The following is a 16,905-nucleotide window of genomic DNA, read 5'->3' on the forward strand; positions in this document are numbered from 1 at the left end:
ACAACACCACTGAAGCGGTGGCTGGATGGGAGAAATTGCCTGTAGTCAGTCATGGGAACAACACCACCGAGGCAGTAAAACCGTGGAGAAAATTATGGCCGCCAATCGGTCCGAGCTCGCCGGCGCAGAACATTCCGGCCACCGGCACTCTTTCCAGGGCCTCGTGGACCACGGCGGCATCGTGGTCGGGGCCGTCGAATAGATGGGTGCCTCTGCCGTTGCAGGTGAACACCAACGCCGAAGCAGCGGAGGCATCGGCCATCAGCTCGCGCAAGTCCTCATCAGCGGTGGCCGCGTCCCGCACCTGGAACTGGACCGTGGTGCCCACGTTGACCGAGTCGCCCACGGCCAGCGCGCCGGTTTCCTCGTCGGCGCCGACCAGCCCTCGGATCAAGAAGTCGCCGCGGCCGAACTCGGACTTGTGCTCGTCGATGACGATGCCGATATGCAGTCCCCTCGACACCAGGGCACGCTCGGCCTCGTCCAACCCCAGCAACGTCTCCCGCAACCGGTCCACCGCGGGACGTCCTCCCATCTCGGACACGATGTTGCCCTCGGACTTGGTGATGGTGAAAGGCTGGCCGATGGGACGACAACCCTGGGAGACCACGGTGCGAACCTCGACTCCGGGGTCGAGAAGTACACCCACTGCCCCATCGTTGAAGACCTGCTGGCCCAAGACCAGTCGATTGCCCCCTGGCCGTCCGGCGGCCGAAGCCAGCCCTCCGACCACCGTCATCTGCGAACCCGTTGACAGCAGGGCATCGCTTGGAAAGGTAAACGGGTCGGGGAGCACCAGAAGGGTTCCCTCGGCATTGACCGGCATTCCCCCCACCGCCCATCCGTCGGGACCTCTGACCGCCTCGAGTCGAATCGGTTGGACCGGGCACTGGGCCGCAGCCCAGAGGGAGATGGCCGGTCGCTCCTCTACCTCGAGAGGTCCGCCGATCACCGACACCGCGGTGGCTCCGAGAAGCGCGGATGGGGCCAGAACCTGGTGGATGGCATCGGCGACTTCGCCGATCGCCTCGCGGTGCGAGGCCGAGGTGAACAGCACGGCCAAGTCGGGCGAAGGGCCAACTGCTTCGAGAATCTCGCCGATTACCTCTCCGACGGCGCTGGCCGAGTCGGGATGCTCGGATAAAGCGGCCCCATACCTGCTCACTACCTGCACGCTAGCCCGACGAGGCGCGCCGCCAGTGGAAAAAACGTTATGTTACATAAACAGGGGGGTTATACCTGGGCTGAGGTGGTCGCCCGAGAAGCCAGCGAGTCGACATCGGCATGGCGAACTTGGGCCAGTCCCAGACTGCGGGCCGCGCTGATAAACCACCAGCCCAAATCAAAATCGTGCCAGCGGCGGGCAAAGCGGGCCGATGTCGGGGCGGCGTGGTGGTTGTTGTGATAACCCTCGCCGCAGGTGAGCCAGGCGAGCCAGGTGACGTTGGTCGCGCTGTTGTCGAACGGTCGGCGCCCGAATGTGTGGGCCACGGCGTTGACCGAGCCTCCCAGGCCGATGTAGCCCACGGTATGGACCACCACAGCCACGATGCCCGGTACGACGCCCAGCCACCAAACGAGGATGGCGATTCCCAGGGCCAAGCCGATGATCCCGCGGTTGAGCAGCCAACGATCGGGCGCGGTCACCGGGATGTCCTTGGCGTAGCGCTCCGTGGTGCGGGGATCTCGAGCTGATCGCCGGTAGAGGGCGGCATTGGTGAGCTGTACCCGCAGCCAGCCCAGCCGGGCCGGGGAGTGGGGGTCTTCATCAGTGTCGGTGAACGCATGGTGCTTGCGGTGGACTGCCGCCCACTGCCGAGCGCAGATCCCAGTCGCCATCCACAAGAACACTTTGAAGACGCTGCGAAGCACGGGATGGAGTTGCACCGCCTTATGGGCCAGGTCCCGGTGCAGATACACCGTGGTGGCCAGATTGGCCAACTGGGTGAGGGCAAGCCCTACTGCGATCGCGATCACTATCTGCACTGGTGGAACTCCCAACAGGTCACAGCCGACTGCCGACTGCGACAGCCACGGATGTGACCCTAGAGGACAGACGGAGGTTACATGAGGTTGTGGCCCCGCCACCGCGAAAGCCCTTGGGGTGAGGGGAGACGGAATGGCCGGGTAGCTTGTCCGGGAATGGGGGCGCTGTCGGAGTTCGAGTCGAAACAGCTTCTGGCCAGCCATGGCGTGATGGTGAGCCGAGACAAGCTGGCCCACTCAGCGGACGAAGCCGTGGCCGCGGCGACGGATATCGGCGGACCGGTGGCGGTGAAGCTGTGCGGCCGGTCGCTGGCCCACAAGAGCGAGCGCGGGTTGGTACGGCTGGGGCTGGACAACCCCGATGGAGTGCGGTTTGCGGCTGAGGAACTGCTGGCCACCGCGACTGAGGATGACGGCGAGGTGGCACTGCTGGTGTCGGAGATGGTGGCCGGACACCGGGAGCTGATCGCCGGCGTGGTGCTCACCGAGCAATTCGGCGCGGCACTCATGCTCGGCTTGGGAGGGGTGCTGGCCGAGGCGGTGGGGGAGGTGGTGTTCCGGCTGCTTCCGGTGAGCGAGCCTGATTGCCAGGACATGATCGACGAATTGGGCATGGCCGCTTTGCTGGGGCCGCTGCGGGGTGAACCGGCAGTAGACCGGGATGCGCTGGCGGAGACTCTGTTGGGACTGGCCGATGCTGCCGATAGGGAAGGCATTGGCGCCATCGATGTGAATCCTCTGGTGATCAAGGATGGCCTGCCGGTGGCGGTGGATGCCCTTGTGGTGATGAGCGGCTCATGAGTCGGTCTCCGTTCGATCTGCTGTTCAACCCCCGGGGAATCGTGCTAGCCGGCGCATCCACCCATCCGGGGAAGTTCGGCTTTGTCGCCCTGCACAACATTCTGGCCGGGGGCTTTGCCGGGCCGGTGTTCGCCACCAACCCCGACAAGCCCACCATCCTCGGTGTCGAGACCCTGGCGTCGGTTGATGAGGTGCCGCAAGGGACAGCAGACTTGGTGATGGTCTGCACGCCGCCGCAGACCTGCACCGACATCTTGAAGTCGGCTGCAAATCGGGGAATTGGCGCGGCGTTCATCGCTTCGGGGGGGTTCCGGGAGGCAGGTTCTGAAGGAGCTCGAGCCGAAGAAGAACTGGTCGAATTGGCCCAATCCCTGGGGATGGTGTTAGCCGGGCCCAATGGGCAGGGGCTGATCTCCAACCCAGCCAAGCTGGCTGCCCAGATTGTGGCCCCGGTTCCGCCCCCGGGCCCCATCTCGGTGGCCAGCCAGTCCGGCAATCTGGTGTCGGCGTTCATGAACTACGCCGCGCACAGCGGGGTGGGAATCAGCCGGGCGGTGAGCGCGGGCAACGCGGCCATGGTCGAGGTGGTCGACTATCTGACTTGGTTTGCGGGCGACTCCCACACCAGGGCCATGGCCGCGTACGTCGAGGGGGTGGGCGACGGGCGGCGATTCGCGGCGTCCATTCGAGAAGCAGCGGAGCAGAAGCCAGTAGTACTGGTCAAAGGAGGGACCACTCCACGCGGAGCCCAGGCGGCCGCGAGCCATACCGGAGCGCTGGCCACCGACGACCGAGTGTTCGACGGGATGGTTCGCCAGAGCGGAGCGGTCCGCGCTTTCACCATCGAAGAGGCGTACGACGCGGTGGCCGTCTTTGCGACCCAGCCGCTGCCCGCCGGCCCCCGGACGCTGGTGCTGTCCAGTGCAGGCGGTTGGGGGGTGATCGCCGCGGATGCGGTGTCGCAGTCGAGCCTCGATCTGATCCCTCTTCCCGCTGATCTGAAATCGGCCATCGACGGGTTGGTGCCACCCCGCTGGAGTCGCAGTAACCCGATCGACCTGGCCGGGGGCGAGAGCCGCGACACCATTCCGGAGGCCATGAATCTGGTTGCCGACCATCCGGAGGTCGACGCGGTGATCTATCTCGGGATGGGCATCCAGGCCAACACCGCATCCCACTTGCGATCAGGCCCGTACTTCGAGTCGGCCGAGCTGGCCCGCATCTGCGAATACCACGAGCGCCAGGACAGCCGCTTTGCCCGAGCGGCGGCCGAGGCCTCGGATCGAACCGGCAAGCCAATATTGGCGGCCACCGAATTGGCCGTCACCCAACCAGCCAATTCCGGCCCGGCCACTATGGCTGGTGAACACCGCTACTGCCTCCCCTCTGCTGACCGAGCGGTGAGGGCTCTGCACCACCTGTGGTGGTATGCCCGATGGCGTCAACGCCATCTAGTCGGCAAATAGACGCACCACTAGGATGACCGCAGTGCGCCGGATTGTGATGCCCGTTCTGCTGCTTGCGGTTGCCCTCGCGTCGCTCCTCGGCTCCAACTACCTGAATGATCAGCTGCACGAAGACCTCGGAGAGGTGGCTGACGACGACACGGTGCCCCCCGGTGTCGGCACCCCTCTGGTCTCCACCCGCCGACTCACGGCCATGCTGGCCCCGCCGCTGACCGAACCCGGCTTCTTCAACGCGTTAGACGGAATGATGGCCACCGCGCCGGCGTCAGCCTGTTTGAACGTAACCCTCGACAACCGGGCCTTTTACGAGAGCAATGCCAACATCCAGGTGATGCCCTCCGAGGCCTTTCTGCTGCTTACCTTGGCCACCGCCCACAAGGAACTCGGCCCCGATCACACATTCACCACCACCGTGCAATCGGTCGTCCCCATGGAAGACGGGGTGGTGAACGGCGATATCTACCTGGTCGGCGGGGGTGACCCACTGCTGTTGACCCCGGAATTCGTCGCCACGCTGGACGAGAGCGAGAACCGGCTCCACACCCCCGTAGAAGATCTGGCTCAAGACTTGGTTGACGAGGGCTTGGCCCTGGTGACCGGGGCGGTGGTGGGCGATGCCACCCGCTACGACGATCTGCTCTACGTCGGCTCGTGGCCGGAGAGGATGATCGAATCCGAGAACATCGGCACCCTGCTGGCCCTGCAATTCGATGACGGCTGGGTGCAGTTCCCCATGCCGGAACCGGCGCAGGATGACGAAGAGGCTTCTGGTGAGGCCTCCGAAGAAGAGGTCGGCTATCTCGCTGCTGAGAATCCTCCGTTCTATGCGGCGGCACTGTTCGATGACATGCTCGAAGCCCGCGATGTGGTTATCCGCCGCAGCCCCCGATCCGAAGCGGTTTCCAACGAGGAGGAGGCGTACATCCTGGCGTCCATCGAGTCGGCGCCCCTGTCGGACCACTACCAGCAAATCCTCGACAATCGGGATATCGAGACCACCGAGCTGCTCCTCAAGGAAATCGGTCGGGTTACGTCGGGCACGGGAAGCACCCGAGCCGGAACTCGGGCAGTCGAGACGGTACTGGCGGGGGTCGGCGTGGATGACGAGGAGTTCCAACTGCTCCAGTTCGACGGTTCCGGACAGGACCCTGCCAGTGTCGCGACTTGCCCGGTGTTCACCTCGATGTTGGGCAGCGAAGAGTTCAGCCCCTTCTTCCACGAGTTGCTGCCCACCGCCGCCGAACCGGGTCCGCTTCAAAGCAGGTTCGCCGGCGTCGACGACCCAGGGCGAATCAGGGCACTGTCGGGCGGGTCATCGAACACCACCGTGATGATGGGCTACATCGACATCGGCCGTGGTCAGGAAATGACGTTCGCCTTTATCGCCAACCAGCAGGGCGCGGAGTCCAACCAAGCGATCCGGGAGCTAGAGGGGCGCATCGTGGGCCATTTGGCCACCTTGGAGGCCAAGCCGAGTCTTGACGACATCCAGCTTGAAGATCTTCGGGCGGGCTGACGGGGCCCCACGGTGAGAAGACAATGAGCGACGCGTCGATCTTGCCCATGTTTCCGCTGGGCATGGTGCTGGTGCCCACGATGGTGGTGCCCATCCATGTTTTCGAACCCCGTTACCGGCAAATGACCCAGGACTGCCTGGACGGCGATCGGGAATTCGGAGTTGTGCTCATCGAGCGGGGCAGCGAGGTGGGCGGCGGGGACGTCCGCACCGATGCTGGCACCGTGGCCAGAATCATCGAAGCCCAGGAGCTTCCCGACGGGCGCTGGGGCCTCGTTGCCGGAGGCACCCGCCGGGTTCAGGTCTGCCGATGGCTGGAGGACGATCCCTATCCCCGAGCCGAGGTCACAGACTGGCCCGATAGCGAATTTTGCGACGACGAAGGCAGCGACATCAACGCCGCGCTTTCTTCGGTCACGACCACCTGGCGTCGGGTGCTGGCATTGCAGTCCGAGTTGGGGGCTCCCGGACTCCCGGCGAACTTTGAGGTCGCCGAGGATCTCTCGACCGCGGTTTGGCAGATCGTCGCCTTGTCTCCGATGGGACCCTTGGACCGTCAGCGGCTCTTGACCGCGGGCAATGCTGCTCAGCGGTTGGACCTGCTGGCCGAGTTCCTTGCCGACGCCGAAGAGCTCATCCGAGCCAGAATCGAGATGGGGTAGCAGAACCCGCCGGGATAGGCTGGCTGATTGCTGAAGAGACTTGCAGGAGGACAATTGCCGAAGCGTTCAAAGGCAGCCAAGAAGGGCAGTTCGCCCAAAGAGGTGGCAGAAGAACTAAAGGACCTGTTGGTCGGCTATGCCCGTCAAGAGATATTGACACCGCTGACACAGCTGGGAAAGACGCTGAAGCTGGGCATGCTCGGCGCGTTGAGCATCGGTGTGGGGTTCGTCTTCCTGGTAATCGCCGGCCTGCGCCTGTTGCAGACCGAGGCCTCTGGTGTGTTCGACGGGAACATGAGCGCTCTGCCCTATGTGGTCGTGCTCGCCGGGGTAGTGGTGGTTCTCGCGGCCGCTGTTGTGATCAGGACTCGGCTATCGAAAGGAGGCCGCTCGTGAGTGATCCCTATCTGGACCACGAGGTCATCAGCCGGAACGACATCAGGGACAAATTCGAAGAGTTGAAGGGCGGTTTCGACCAAACTGCGGAAGCGGCTCGCACTCCGATGCTGGGCGGGGGCATAGCAGTTCTGGCGGCTCTGGTAGTGGTGGCCTTTTGGCTGGGGCGGCGGCGTGGTCGGGCTGGCCGGACCGTGGTCGAAGTCCGCAGGGTCTGATCGGATACGGAAAATGCCTGGTCCTCTGGGGTATCTGCGACGCCAGGCCATTGTCCGCGGCCTGGTAGGTGGGAGCCGGGGATGGCTCGTCTTGGGCGGTGTCGCCTGGGCGATTCGGCTCTTGAGCCGGGTGGCCAGCACCCGCCGGCTGCGAACGGTGTCGACTGAAGAGTTGCGCCCGGGCGAGAGACTGCTCATCTCCCATCTTCCCGACGAATCGCAGTGAGCCGGGCGCTCCAAGCCGGCGAATTGGTCCTGCTGGCCGACCGCAAGGGCCGTCACTATATGGTCACGCTGGCGGAGGGCCGCGAATTCCACTTCCATGCGGGATCGGTGGACCACGACGCGTTGATCGGTGGCACCGAGGGCATGCAAGTGCGGACGAGCCGCAATGCCGAACTGACCGTGTGGCGCCCCACCCTCTGCGACTATGTGCTGAAGATGCCCCGGGGGGCGCAGGTGGTCTACCCCAAAGACAGCGCGGCCATATTGATGCAGGCTGACGTGTTTCCCGGTGCCCGAGTATTCGAGTCAGGGGTGGGATCAGGCGCGCTGTCGCTGAGCCTGTTGCGGGCCGGGGCGGAGGTTCTGGGCTATGAGATCAGAGAGGACTTCGCCCAACGGGCAGTCGAGAACGTGATGGGCTTTCTTGGCTCCGAGGCTGCCGATCGATTCCAGGTGGAGGTCAGAGACTGCTATCAGGGGATTGACATCGACGGGTTGGACCGGGTCGTGCTGGACTTGCCCGAACCCTGGCAGGTAGTGCCCCACGCCGCCGCATCAATGCTTCCCGGCGGCATCCTGGTGGCCTACACCCCGAGCATCGTGCAGGCGGTGCAACTGCGTGAGGCTTGCCAGTCGGGACCCTGGGCCTCGGCGTCCACTGTGGAGATCCTCCATCGGGACTGGCACATCAAAGGAGACGCGGTCAGACCCGAGCACCGAATGGTGGGCCACACCGGCTTCGTTACGACTGCGAGAAGACTGGCGGATTAGCAGGAGGGTTTGAGGCCGGGCTCAAACCTCGATGAAGATGCACTCTCCAGGGCACTCTTCGGCTGATTCGATGGTTGCCTCTTCTTGACCCTCAGGCACGATGGCGAGTCCTTCGACTCCGCCGGGTTCGCTGAAAACCTTGTCGCCCTCTTTCACATAGGCCAGACCGTCGTCGAGCAGGGTGAAGACATCGGGGGCGATCTCTTCGCAGAGACCATCGCCAGTGCAGAGATCTTGATCGATCCAGACCTTCATTTGCATCGGTGCTCTGGCCCTTTCATGACAGGCAGCGGACGGCAAGCATGGTAGACGCTGGGTGGACTCTTAGTGTAACCGACCAGAAGTCAACCTTGGCCATACAGCGGCAATTGAACAAAGCGCGTGTAAAGTCGGACTGGTATGGCAGACGGCGACGGGGCGGAAACAGAAATCCCACCGGAGGAGACTTCTCCGGCAGAGCAGATGGCAGCGCTGGAAGAAGAGGTGGCCGTTCTCCGCCAGCGGTTGCAGGACGCCCCCAAGCGGGTCCGCACCCTGGAAGAGCGGCTGCTGGAGACCAAAGGACAGCTGGCCAAGGCAGTTTCTCAGAACGAGAAGCTCACCTACACCCTGCGCGAGGCCCGAGAGCACATCTCCGCCTTGCGGGACGAAGTGGACAAGCTGACCCAGCCTCCGTCGGCCTACGGGACCCTATTGGGCCGGAACGACGACGGAACCGTGGATGTGTTCTCCGGTGGTCGGAAGATGCGTGTCGCGCTCCATCCGGAGATCGAGTCCGAGGAGCTCAGCCGAGGCCAAGAGGTGGTATTGAACGAATCGCTCAACGTCGTGCTGTCGCGGGTGGGCGATGGCACCGGCGAGGTGGTGACCGTCAAAGAGGTGTTGAGCGGCGGTGTGCGAGCCCTGATTGTCGGCCGGGCCGACGAGGAGCGGGTGGTGGAACTGGCCACCGAGATGATCGACCAGCCGCTGAAGAGCGGAGACACTGCGCTGATGGACTCCCGCTCGGGCCTGCTCGTCGAGCGCCTGCCTCGGCCCGAGGTGGAAGATCTTGTTCTGGAGGAGGTGCCCGACATCACCTACGAGCAGGTCGGCGGGCTGGACGAGCAGATCGAGCAGATCACCGACGCAGTCGAGCTTCCCTTCATTCACCAGGATCTCTTCGCTGAGTACCAGTTGCCCGCCCCCAAGGGCATCTTGTTGTACGGCCCCCCAGGGTGCGGCAAGACCTTGATCGCCAAAGCGGTGGCCAACTCCCTGGCCAGCAAGGTGGCAGACATGAGCTCCGATCGGGAAGCGCGGTCCTACTTCTTGAACATCAAGGGGCCGGAACTGTTGAACAAGTACGTGGGCGAGACCGAGCGCCAGATCCGACTGGTGTTCCAGCGGGCCCGGGAGAAGTCGGCTGAGGGATGGCCGGTGATCGTGTTCTTCGACGAGATGGAGTCGCTCTTCCGCACCCGGGGCACCGGGATCAGCTCTGACATGGAGTCCACCGTCGTGCCGCAGCTCCTCGCCGAAATCGACGGGGTGGAGGCGCTTCGGAACGTGATCGTGATCGGGGCGTCGAACCGCGAGGACCTCATCGACCCGGCCATTCTGCGACCAGGGCGCCTGGATGTGAAGATCAAGATCCAGCGTCCCGATGCCGATGCGGCCTGTGCGATCTTCTCCCGCTACCTCACCTCCGATCTGCCCATTGCCGCAGACATGGTGGAGGGGCTTGGCGGCGGCGACCCGGACAAGGCCATCCAGGCCATGGTCGAGCAGACGGTGGCAGAGATGTTCTTGGAGGAAGAGCGCAACCAGTTCTTGGAGGTCACCTATCAGAACGGTGACAAAGAGATCATGTACTTCAAAGACTTCGCCTCCGGGGCCATGATCGAGAACGTGGTCCGGCGGGCCAAGAAGCTGGCCATCAAGCGCTTGCTGGCGGGGGGCGCGCCGGGCATCCATGTCAATGACCTGTTGGAGTCCGTGCACCAGGAATACCGGGAGCACGAGGATCTGCCCAACACCACGAACCCCGACGACTGGGCCAAGATCTCCGGCAAGAAGGGGGAGCGGATCGTATTCGTCCGCACGCTGCTGTCGAATGAGGAGACCAGCCAGGGCGGACGATCTATCGAGGCAATCGGCCCCGGCCAGTATCTCTGACCTCGATAACCATCAGGCCCCCCGCTCAAGTCGGCGGGCTGAAACCTCAAATCCCGATTACCGCTAGTCCCACCGCTTAAGTCATGTAGCGTGCCGAGCATGGCGGTTCCCAAGATCTGCGGCATTGAGATCGAGTTCGGGATCGCGCACACCGGCACCGAGGACCCCAATCCGATCGCGGCCTCATCCCTGCTCATCAACTCTTATCTGTCAGAGGTGGAGCGCACCGGGGAAGGTGGACCGGCGGCCGGGGTGAACTGGGACTTCGAGGACGAGATGCCCGGCAACGACATCCGCGGTATCGCCCCGTTGGGGTCGTTGGCCCCGGAGATCGAGACCCATCTGGTGAACGCCGTGCTCACCAACGGCGCCCGCTACTACGTGGACCATGCCCATCCCGAGCTGTCCACTCCCGAATGCAGCAACGCTTTAGACGTGACTCGCTATGACAAGGCAGCCGAGCTGATCTTGATCCGCTCGATGGAGGCGGCTGCCCAAGTGCTGCCCTACGGCCAAGACTTGGTGGTGTACAAGAACAACTCCGATGGCAAGGGCAACAGCTACGGATGCCATGAGAACTACCTCATGGCCCGCTCCACTCCCTTCTTCCAGATCGTGGTCCATGCCACCGCCCACCTGGTGACCCGCCAGATCTTTACCGGTTCGGGCAAGGTCGGCTCCGAGGCCCCCGGGCTGACAACCGCAGAGGTGCCGTTCCAAATCACGCAGCGGGCCGACTTCTTCGAAGAAGAGGTGGGCTTGGAGACCACGCTGAAGCGGCCCATCATCAACACCCGGGACGAGCCCCATGCCGACGCTCGACACTACCGTCGCCTCCACGTCATCACCGGCGACGCCAACATGTCGGAAGTGTCCACCTTCCTTAAAGTGGGGACCACTGCCATCGTCCTGGCCATGGTCGAGGACAACGTCTTGCCCCGGGAATTCCGCTTTCGAACGCCGGTGCAGGCCATGCGGCAGGTGTCTTACGACTTGAGCCTGGACAAGCCCTTGGAGCTGGCCGACGGGACTTCCGCCACCGCCTTGGAGATCCAATGGGACTTGTTGGACCAGGCCCGCAAGTACGCCGATAGCCACGGGCTTGACGCAGTGGGAAGTTCGGTGGGCGAAATGGTGATCGAGCGGTGGGAGCAGGTGTTGACCAGCCTGGAGTCCGACCCCATGAACCTGGCCCACCAGCTCGACTGGGTGGCCAAATACCGGTTGATCCAGGGGTTGGCCCAGCGCCACAGCCTGCGGCCCGACGATGCCCGGCTGGCCGCTCTCGACCTCCAATACCACGACTTGCGGCCTGAGCGCTCGGTGGCGGCTCGGGCGGATCTGGAATCGCTGATCTCTGCCGAAGATGCCCGATCAGCCATCTCCGAGCCGCCAACGGATACCCGGGCCTACTTTCGAGGCCAGTGCCTGAAGCGCTGGGCCCCCAGCATCGTGGCCGCCAATTGGGATTCGATGGTCTTCGATGTAGGCGACGAACCGCTGCGGCGAGTTCCCATGATGGAGCCCACCCGGGGCACCTTGGACCATGTCGACCAACTCCTGGCCGACTGCGACACCGCGGCGGAACTTCTAACCCGCCTGCGGGAACCGGGCTCCCGCTGAAGCGATTCCACAATTTGTCCTCACTTCGGGGTCAGCGCGATATCGTGATCGGCACGCACTCGGGCACGAGGGGAATGAGATGGCAGAAAGAGAGCAGATCAAGAAACCGGCGCCTCAACGAGAACAGTCTGAGGTCGAGGACGCCCCCGCGACTTCGGACCAAGGCGAAGAGTTGAAAGCCGAGCTCGACGAACTGCTGGACGAGATTGACGAGGTATTGGAGTCCAACGCCGAGGACTTCGTGAAGTCATATATCCAAAAGGGCGGACAGTAGCGGTAGTCTGCAAACTGTGACGTTGCCCCTATTTGAAGCCGGGGGCGACCCGGGCCCCAACTTTGCGGAGTTGCTGCGCTCCACCGGGCTGGTGCCGCCCGTGCCCGACGTCCCGGCTACCGACGTGGCCATTGCCCACGCCACCACGGTGGTCGCCATTCGCTGCCTTCAAGGGGTTGTGATGGCGGGAGACCGCCGGGCGACAGCCGGACACCTCATCAGCCATCGGACCATCGAGAAGGTTTTCCCCGCCGACCGATACTCCGGGGTTGCCATTGCCGGAGCCGCAGGGCCGGCCATGGAGATGGTTCGGCTGTTCCAGCTCCAGCTTGAGCACTATGAGAAGGTGGAGGGCAAGGCCCTCAGCCTGGATGGCAAGGCCAACCAGCTCGGCATGATGGTCCGCAACAACCTGCCCGCGGCGATGCAAGGATTTGCTGTGGTCCCGCTATTTGCCGGCTACGACACCGGCCGCGAAGTCGGGCGCTTGTTCCAGTACGACGTGACTGGCGGCCGCTACGAGGAGCGGGAGTACGCGGTAGGAGGCTCGGGGAGCCTCCACGCGGGAACGGTGATCAAACTGGGCTATCGGGCCGACGCCGACGCCGACGAGATGATTGATCTGGCAGTGTCAGCCCTATTCCGCACCGCGGAGGAGGACTCAGCCACCGGTGGCCCCGATTTGGTTCGAGGCATTTATCCGGTGGTGGCGGTTATCGGCGCCGACGGATTTGAGCGGGTGGCCGATTCTGATGTGGAGTCTCGATTCCGCGACCTCTTGGCCAGTTTGGAGAGCCGAGGAGGTGATCCAGAATGACCATGCCCTTCTATGTCGCTCCCGAGCAGTTGATGAAGGACCGGGCCGATTTCGCCCGCAAGGGCATCGCCCGGGGGCGGGCACTCACCGCGCTCAGCATTCGCGACGGCATTTTGATCTGCGCGGAGAACCGGTCCAACACCTTGCGCAAGGTCAGCGAGATCTACGACCGCATCGCCTTTGCCGGGGTTGGCCGCTACAACGAGTTCGACCAGCTTCGCATCGCCGGAGTGCGCCACGCCGATCTCAAGGGCTACACCTACAGCCGAGAAGACGTGGACGCCCGGAGCCTGGCCAACCAGTACGCCCAGGTGTTGGGACAGACCTTCACCCATGAGATGAAGCCGATGGAAGTGGAGATCCTGGTGGCCGAGGTGGCGACGGATCCCGACGGCGATCAGATGTTCCACGTTCTCTACGACGGCACGGTGAACGACGAGTCCGGGTACACCGTGTTGGGGGGAGAAGCCGACTCGATTGCCGAGCGGCTGGGGCAGGCCTATGACCGTGACTGGGAAGTGGGCGCGGCGGTCCAAGCGGCGGCGGCGGCGCTGTCCGGCGATGAGAGGACGCTTGAAGCAGACGACCTTGAGGTGGCCATCTTGGTGCGGGAAATCGGGCGGAGGGCCTTCCAGAGAATCGAAGGCGACGAGCTGGCCGGGTTGTTGAGCTGATGGACCGGCAGGTTCTTGGGATGGAGGACGGCTAGGCATGGAGCGGCGGATCTTCGGGATCGAGAACGAGTACGGCGTCACCTGCGCGCTTCGGGGCCATCGCCGCCTGAGCCCTGACGAGGTGGCGCGCTACTTGTTCCGCCGGGTCGTGTCTTGGGGCCGCAGCAGCAACGTCTTTTTGGTCAATGGTGCCCGGTTGTATCTCGACGTGGGCTCCCATCCCGAGTACGCCACCCCGGAGTGCGACTCGGTGTACGACCTGGTGGCCCACGACAAGGCAGGAGAACGCATTCTGGAGACCCTCATCGAAAGCGCGGAGCAGCGGCTTCGGGAGGAGGGGATCCAAGGAGACATCTACCTGTTCAAGAACAACACCGATTCAGCGGGAAACAGCTACGGCTGCCACGAGAACTACCTGACCAGCCGACGGGATGATTTTTCGGAGTACGCCGAGGTGTTGATTCCGTTCCTGGTCAGCCGCCAGATCTATGCCGGGGCGGGCAAGGTGCTCCAGACCGCTCGGGGGGCTACGTATTGCATGAGCCAGAGGGCCGAGCACATCTGGGAGGGGGTTTCCAGCGCAACCACCCGCTCACGGCCGATTATCAACACTCGTGATGAGCCCCACGCCGATGCCGAGAGGTACCGGCGGCTTCATGTGATAGTGGGCGACTCCAACATGAGCGAGTACGCCACTTTCCTCAAGGCCGGAGCGACCAGCATTCTGCTGCGGATGCTGGAAGATCCCTCGGTAGCCCTGCGGGACATGACCCTGGACAATCCCATTCGGGCGATCCGGGAGATCAGCCATGATCCGACCTGCACCCGGCGGATACGCCTGGCCAGCGGCCGCGAGGTCAGCGCGCTGGAGATCCAGTCCGAATACCTCGACCGGGCGCTCAAGTACGCCGAGAGTCGAGACCTGGAGCCCCAGGACAAGCAGGCGTTGCAAATGTGGGAGCACTGCCTGACCCAGATCGCCGAAGACCCGCTCGGCCTGACCCGGGAATGCGACTGGGTGATGAAGTTCCATCTTGTTGAGGCCTACCGCGAGCGCCACGATCTCAAACTCAGCGATGCTCGAGTAGCTCTTCTCGACCTTCAGTACCACGATGTGAACCGGTCGCGCAGCCTCTTCTACCGGATGCAGAACCGGGGGATGGCCGAGCGGATGTGCGTGGACGACGAGATCAGCCATGCAGTGGAGAACCCGCCGGCGACGACTCGTGCCCGGCTCCGAGGAGAGTTCATTCGGCGGGCGAAAGAGCGCAAGCGGGACTACACGGTGGACTGGGTGCATCTGAAGCTCAACGACCAAGCCCAGCGGACTGTCCTGTGCAAAGACCCGTTCCGAGCCCACGACGAGCGGGTGGAAAAGCTGATCGAATCCCTGTGATGGCCAGGCGAAAGCCGGAGCAGGTCAGATTGGAGCGCTTGCTTCGACTCATCGCCGCGTTGATCGACACCCCTCGCTTTCTCTCCATCGAGGAACTCCACAAGAGGGTCGGCATTTCCCGGGGGGCCGACTCGGCCGGCTATCCGGAAAACGGGGCAGCCGCCAAGCGGGCCTTCCACCGGGACATGAACGAGCTGGCCGACGCCGAGATCCCCGTTCTCTCCGGACCGGTGCCCGGCCAGGAGCGGGAGACCTTGGGGTACCGCATTCGCAAACAGGATTACTCGCTGCCCGAGATGGACTTCGAGGCAGACGAGCTCGCGGCACTGCACCGGGCGGCCACTGCGGTCCGCTTCGACGGGGTCTCGGGATCCGAGGCGCTGTGGAAGCTGGGCGGCAGAGTGGGAGAGGGGACGGAGGCCGAGTTGGCGGCGGTGCCCGTTCATCCCGCGCTGGCGGACCTCTTTCGAGCAGTCACCGAGCAGCGGGTGGCCGACTTCGCCTACGGCGGGCAGCACCGCGCGGTGGAGCCCTGGACCCTGGCCTTCGACCAAGGCCACTGGTATGTGGTGGGCCATGACCGGGGACGCGACGACAAGCGCACCTTCCGGGTAGACCGGATCGAAGGCGATGTCGGACTGGGTCCCCCCGGCGGCTTCCAACAGCCAGAGGGCACCGCGGGCTGGGTGCCGATTCAGCCGTGGAAGTTCGGGACTGGTCCAGCAGTCACCGCGCGGTTGAGGGTCGACCCCGATCAAGCGGTTTGGGCGGCGCGGCGTCTCGGACAAGAGCCTTCGGAGAAGGGCTCCGACGGTTCCGCGGTCTTCGAGGTGGTAGTCCGCAGCCCGGATGCCTTCCGATCGCTGGTTCTGGAGTTCTTGGAGCATGCCGAACTTCTCGGACCCCCCGAACTGCGCGCAGACATGGTGGCCTGGCTTGAGGGGTTCGGCCAATGAGCCGGTTGAGCGCCGGGGACCGCCTTCGGCGGATGCTGGAATTGGTTCCCTGGGTCATGTCCCAAGGGGCAGCCGAGCTGAGCGAGGTGTCCCAGCGTTTCGACTATCCCGAGGCGGAGCTGCGAGAGGACCTCGTGAAGGTGTTGTTCGTAGTGGGGCTGCACCCGTTCACCCCCGACGAGCTGATATACGTGATGGGCCTGGATGAAGAAGACAATGGCGGCTGGGTGGCAATCAGCAATGCGGATTATTTCTCCCGACCGCTCCGGCTCACGCAGGGCCAGGCGCTGGGGTTGATTGGAGCGGGGGAGGCCTTGTTGTCCGGGGCTGCTCCCGATGGCCCATTGAGCCGGGGATTGGCCAAGCTGGCCGAGGGACTGGGGGTGAGCGTCGGCGAGGATCTGGCGGTGAGCTTGGGCGAGTCGGCCGACGAATGGGTTGAGCCCCTGCTGGGCGCGGCCGCCGGTTACCGCCAAGTTCGGATCCGCTACTTCAGCTACGGAAGAGGCCAGGAGTCCGACCGCATCATCCATCCCTTCCGGGTGTTCTCGGAGTTGGGCAACTGGTATGTGCGGGGCCACTGCCAACAGGCCGGTGGTGTGCGAGTGTTCCGCATCGATCGCATCAGGACTCTCCAAGTGCTGGAGACCCCCTTCGACCCACCGGAGGAAATGGGAACGCCTTCGGCCTTCGAAGCTCGGGAAGGCGATCCCCGAGTGGTGCTGCGGCTGGCCCCGGGAGCTTCTTGGGCCATCGAGAAATACCCAACCGAAGACCAAGTGACTCTGGACAGCGGTGAGATCGACGCCACCATGCCGGTGAGCCAGATCAGCCGGTTGGAGCGGCTGTTGCTTCAGTTGGGACCCCAAGCCGACTTGCGACACGCTGATCCGCCAATTGCCGCCGATCAAGCTCGGCTTGCCGCCCAGCGGGTGCTGGCCCGATACCAGTAGGGGCACCGCGAGCC

19 protein-coding genes are annotated in these 16,905 nt (G+C 64.0%); 16 read left to right on the forward strand and 3 right to left on the reverse strand.

What is annotated here, in order from left to right; genetic code table 11:
* Window positions 1-49: 49 nt before the first annotated feature.
* Together ACOGI7_RS06165 and ACOGI7_RS06170 are read right to left on the reverse strand one after the other, a co-directional pair.
* Window positions 50-1,165 carry an FIST signal transduction protein gene (locus ACOGI7_RS06165; protein WP_419851035.1) on the reverse strand — a complete coding sequence of 372 codons (1,116 nt, stop codon included), beginning with the start codon at window positions 1,163-1,165 and terminating at the stop codon, window positions 50-52.
* A gap of 68 nt (window positions 1,166-1,233) precedes the next feature.
* Complete coding sequence (locus tag ACOGI7_RS06170) at window positions 1,234-1,986, reverse strand: fatty acid desaturase (protein WP_419851036.1); 753 nt, start codon at window positions 1,984-1,986, stop codon at window positions 1,234-1,236.
* A gap of 156 nt (window positions 1,987-2,142) precedes the next feature.
* Between ACOGI7_RS06170 and ACOGI7_RS06175 the strand changes: the two genes are divergently transcribed.
* From ACOGI7_RS06175 to ACOGI7_RS06210, 8 genes are read left to right on the forward strand one after another with little or no spacing between them, the layout of a single operon-like run.
* A complete protein-coding gene (locus ACOGI7_RS06175; RefSeq protein ID WP_419851037.1) occupies window positions 2,143-2,787 on the forward strand; it encodes an acetate--CoA ligase family protein in 645 nt (214 codons plus the stop codon).
* Complete coding sequence (locus ACOGI7_RS06180) at window positions 2,784-4,253, forward strand: acetate--CoA ligase family protein (protein ID WP_419851038.1); 1,470 nt, start codon at window positions 2,784-2,786, stop codon at window positions 4,251-4,253. The genes ACOGI7_RS06175 and ACOGI7_RS06180 overlap by 4 nt, the downstream gene beginning before the upstream one ends.
* Before the next feature lie 22 nt (window positions 4,254-4,275).
* Window positions 4,276-5,769, forward strand: coding sequence for a D-alanyl-D-alanine carboxypeptidase (locus ACOGI7_RS06185; RefSeq protein ID WP_419851039.1), 1,494 nt, complete (start codon window positions 4,276-4,278; stop codon window positions 5,767-5,769).
* A 23-nt stretch (window positions 5,770-5,792) separates the two neighbouring features.
* Window positions 5,793-6,431: an LON peptidase substrate-binding domain-containing protein gene (locus tag ACOGI7_RS06190; protein WP_419851040.1), complete on the forward strand. Its 639-nt coding sequence runs from the start codon at window positions 5,793-5,795 to the stop codon at window positions 6,429-6,431.
* 27 nt (window positions 6,432-6,458) lie between these two features.
* Entirely contained in the window at window positions 6,459-6,827 is a 369-nt protein-coding gene (locus ACOGI7_RS06195) for a hypothetical protein (protein WP_419851041.1), read from the forward strand.
* Entirely contained in the window at window positions 6,824-7,045 is a 222-nt protein-coding gene (locus tag ACOGI7_RS06200; RefSeq protein ID WP_419851042.1) for a hypothetical protein, read from the forward strand. The genes ACOGI7_RS06195 and ACOGI7_RS06200 overlap by 4 nt, the downstream gene beginning before the upstream one ends.
* Before the next feature lie 13 nt (window positions 7,046-7,058).
* On the forward strand, window positions 7,059-7,271 hold the full coding sequence (locus ACOGI7_RS06205) for a hypothetical protein (protein WP_419851043.1): 213 nt from the start codon (window positions 7,059-7,061) through the stop codon (window positions 7,269-7,271).
* Window positions 7,268-8,041 carry a tRNA (adenine-N1)-methyltransferase gene (locus tag ACOGI7_RS06210; RefSeq protein ID WP_419851044.1) on the forward strand — a complete coding sequence of 258 codons (774 nt, stop codon included), beginning with the start codon at window positions 7,268-7,270 and terminating at the stop codon, window positions 8,039-8,041. Before ACOGI7_RS06205 ends, ACOGI7_RS06210 begins: the two co-directional genes overlap by 4 nt.
* Window positions 8,042-8,062: 21 nt before the next feature.
* Here the strand turns inward: ACOGI7_RS06210 and ACOGI7_RS06215 are convergent, their stop codons facing one another.
* Entirely contained in the window at window positions 8,063-8,296 is a 234-nt protein-coding gene (locus tag ACOGI7_RS06215; protein ID WP_419851045.1) for a ferredoxin, read from the reverse strand.
* A 144-nt stretch (window positions 8,297-8,440) separates the two neighbouring features.
* On the opposite strand from ACOGI7_RS06215, the gene arc reads away from it, so the two are divergent.
* The 8 genes from arc to ACOGI7_RS06255 all read left to right on the forward strand — a co-directional run bounded on the left by arc (window position 8,441) and on the right by ACOGI7_RS06255 (window position 16,891).
* On the forward strand, window positions 8,441-10,198 hold the full coding sequence (arc, locus tag ACOGI7_RS06220) for a proteasome ATPase (RefSeq protein ID WP_419851046.1): 1,758 nt from the start codon (window positions 8,441-8,443) through the stop codon (window positions 10,196-10,198).
* Window positions 10,199-10,297: 99 nt separating this feature from the next.
* On the forward strand, window positions 10,298-11,821 hold the full coding sequence (dop, locus tag ACOGI7_RS06225) for a depupylase/deamidase Dop (RefSeq protein WP_419851047.1): 1,524 nt from the start codon (window positions 10,298-10,300) through the stop codon (window positions 11,819-11,821).
* A 79-nt stretch (window positions 11,822-11,900) separates the two neighbouring features.
* On the forward strand, window positions 11,901-12,095 hold the full coding sequence (locus ACOGI7_RS06230; protein WP_419851048.1) for a ubiquitin-like protein Pup: 195 nt from the start codon (window positions 11,901-11,903) through the stop codon (window positions 12,093-12,095).
* A gap of 16 nt (window positions 12,096-12,111) precedes the next feature.
* Complete coding sequence (gene prcB / locus ACOGI7_RS06235) at window positions 12,112-12,912, forward strand: proteasome subunit beta (RefSeq protein WP_419851049.1); 801 nt, start codon at window positions 12,112-12,114, stop codon at window positions 12,910-12,912.
* Window positions 12,909-13,586: a proteasome subunit alpha gene (prcA, locus tag ACOGI7_RS06240; RefSeq protein WP_419851050.1), complete on the forward strand. Its 678-nt coding sequence runs from the start codon at window positions 12,909-12,911 to the stop codon at window positions 13,584-13,586. Before prcB ends, prcA begins: the two co-directional genes overlap by 4 nt.
* A 37-nt stretch (window positions 13,587-13,623) precedes the next feature.
* On the forward strand, window positions 13,624-14,982 hold the full coding sequence (gene pafA / locus ACOGI7_RS06245; RefSeq protein WP_419851051.1) for a Pup--protein ligase: 1,359 nt from the start codon (window positions 13,624-13,626) through the stop codon (window positions 14,980-14,982).
* A complete protein-coding gene (locus ACOGI7_RS06250; protein ID WP_419851052.1) occupies window positions 14,982-15,938 on the forward strand; it encodes a helix-turn-helix transcriptional regulator in 957 nt (318 codons plus the stop codon). The genes pafA and ACOGI7_RS06250 overlap by 1 nt, the downstream gene beginning before the upstream one ends.
* Window positions 15,935-16,891 carry a helix-turn-helix transcriptional regulator gene (locus tag ACOGI7_RS06255; protein WP_419851053.1) on the forward strand — a complete coding sequence of 319 codons (957 nt, stop codon included), beginning with the start codon at window positions 15,935-15,937 and terminating at the stop codon, window positions 16,889-16,891. Before ACOGI7_RS06250 ends, ACOGI7_RS06255 begins: the two co-directional genes overlap by 4 nt.
* Window positions 16,892-16,905 lie beyond the last annotated feature (14 nt).

This window comes from Candidatus Poriferisocius sp., assembly GCF_965204145.1.
Taxonomy (GTDB): domain Bacteria; phylum Actinomycetota; class Acidimicrobiia; order Acidimicrobiales; family Bin134; genus Poriferisocius.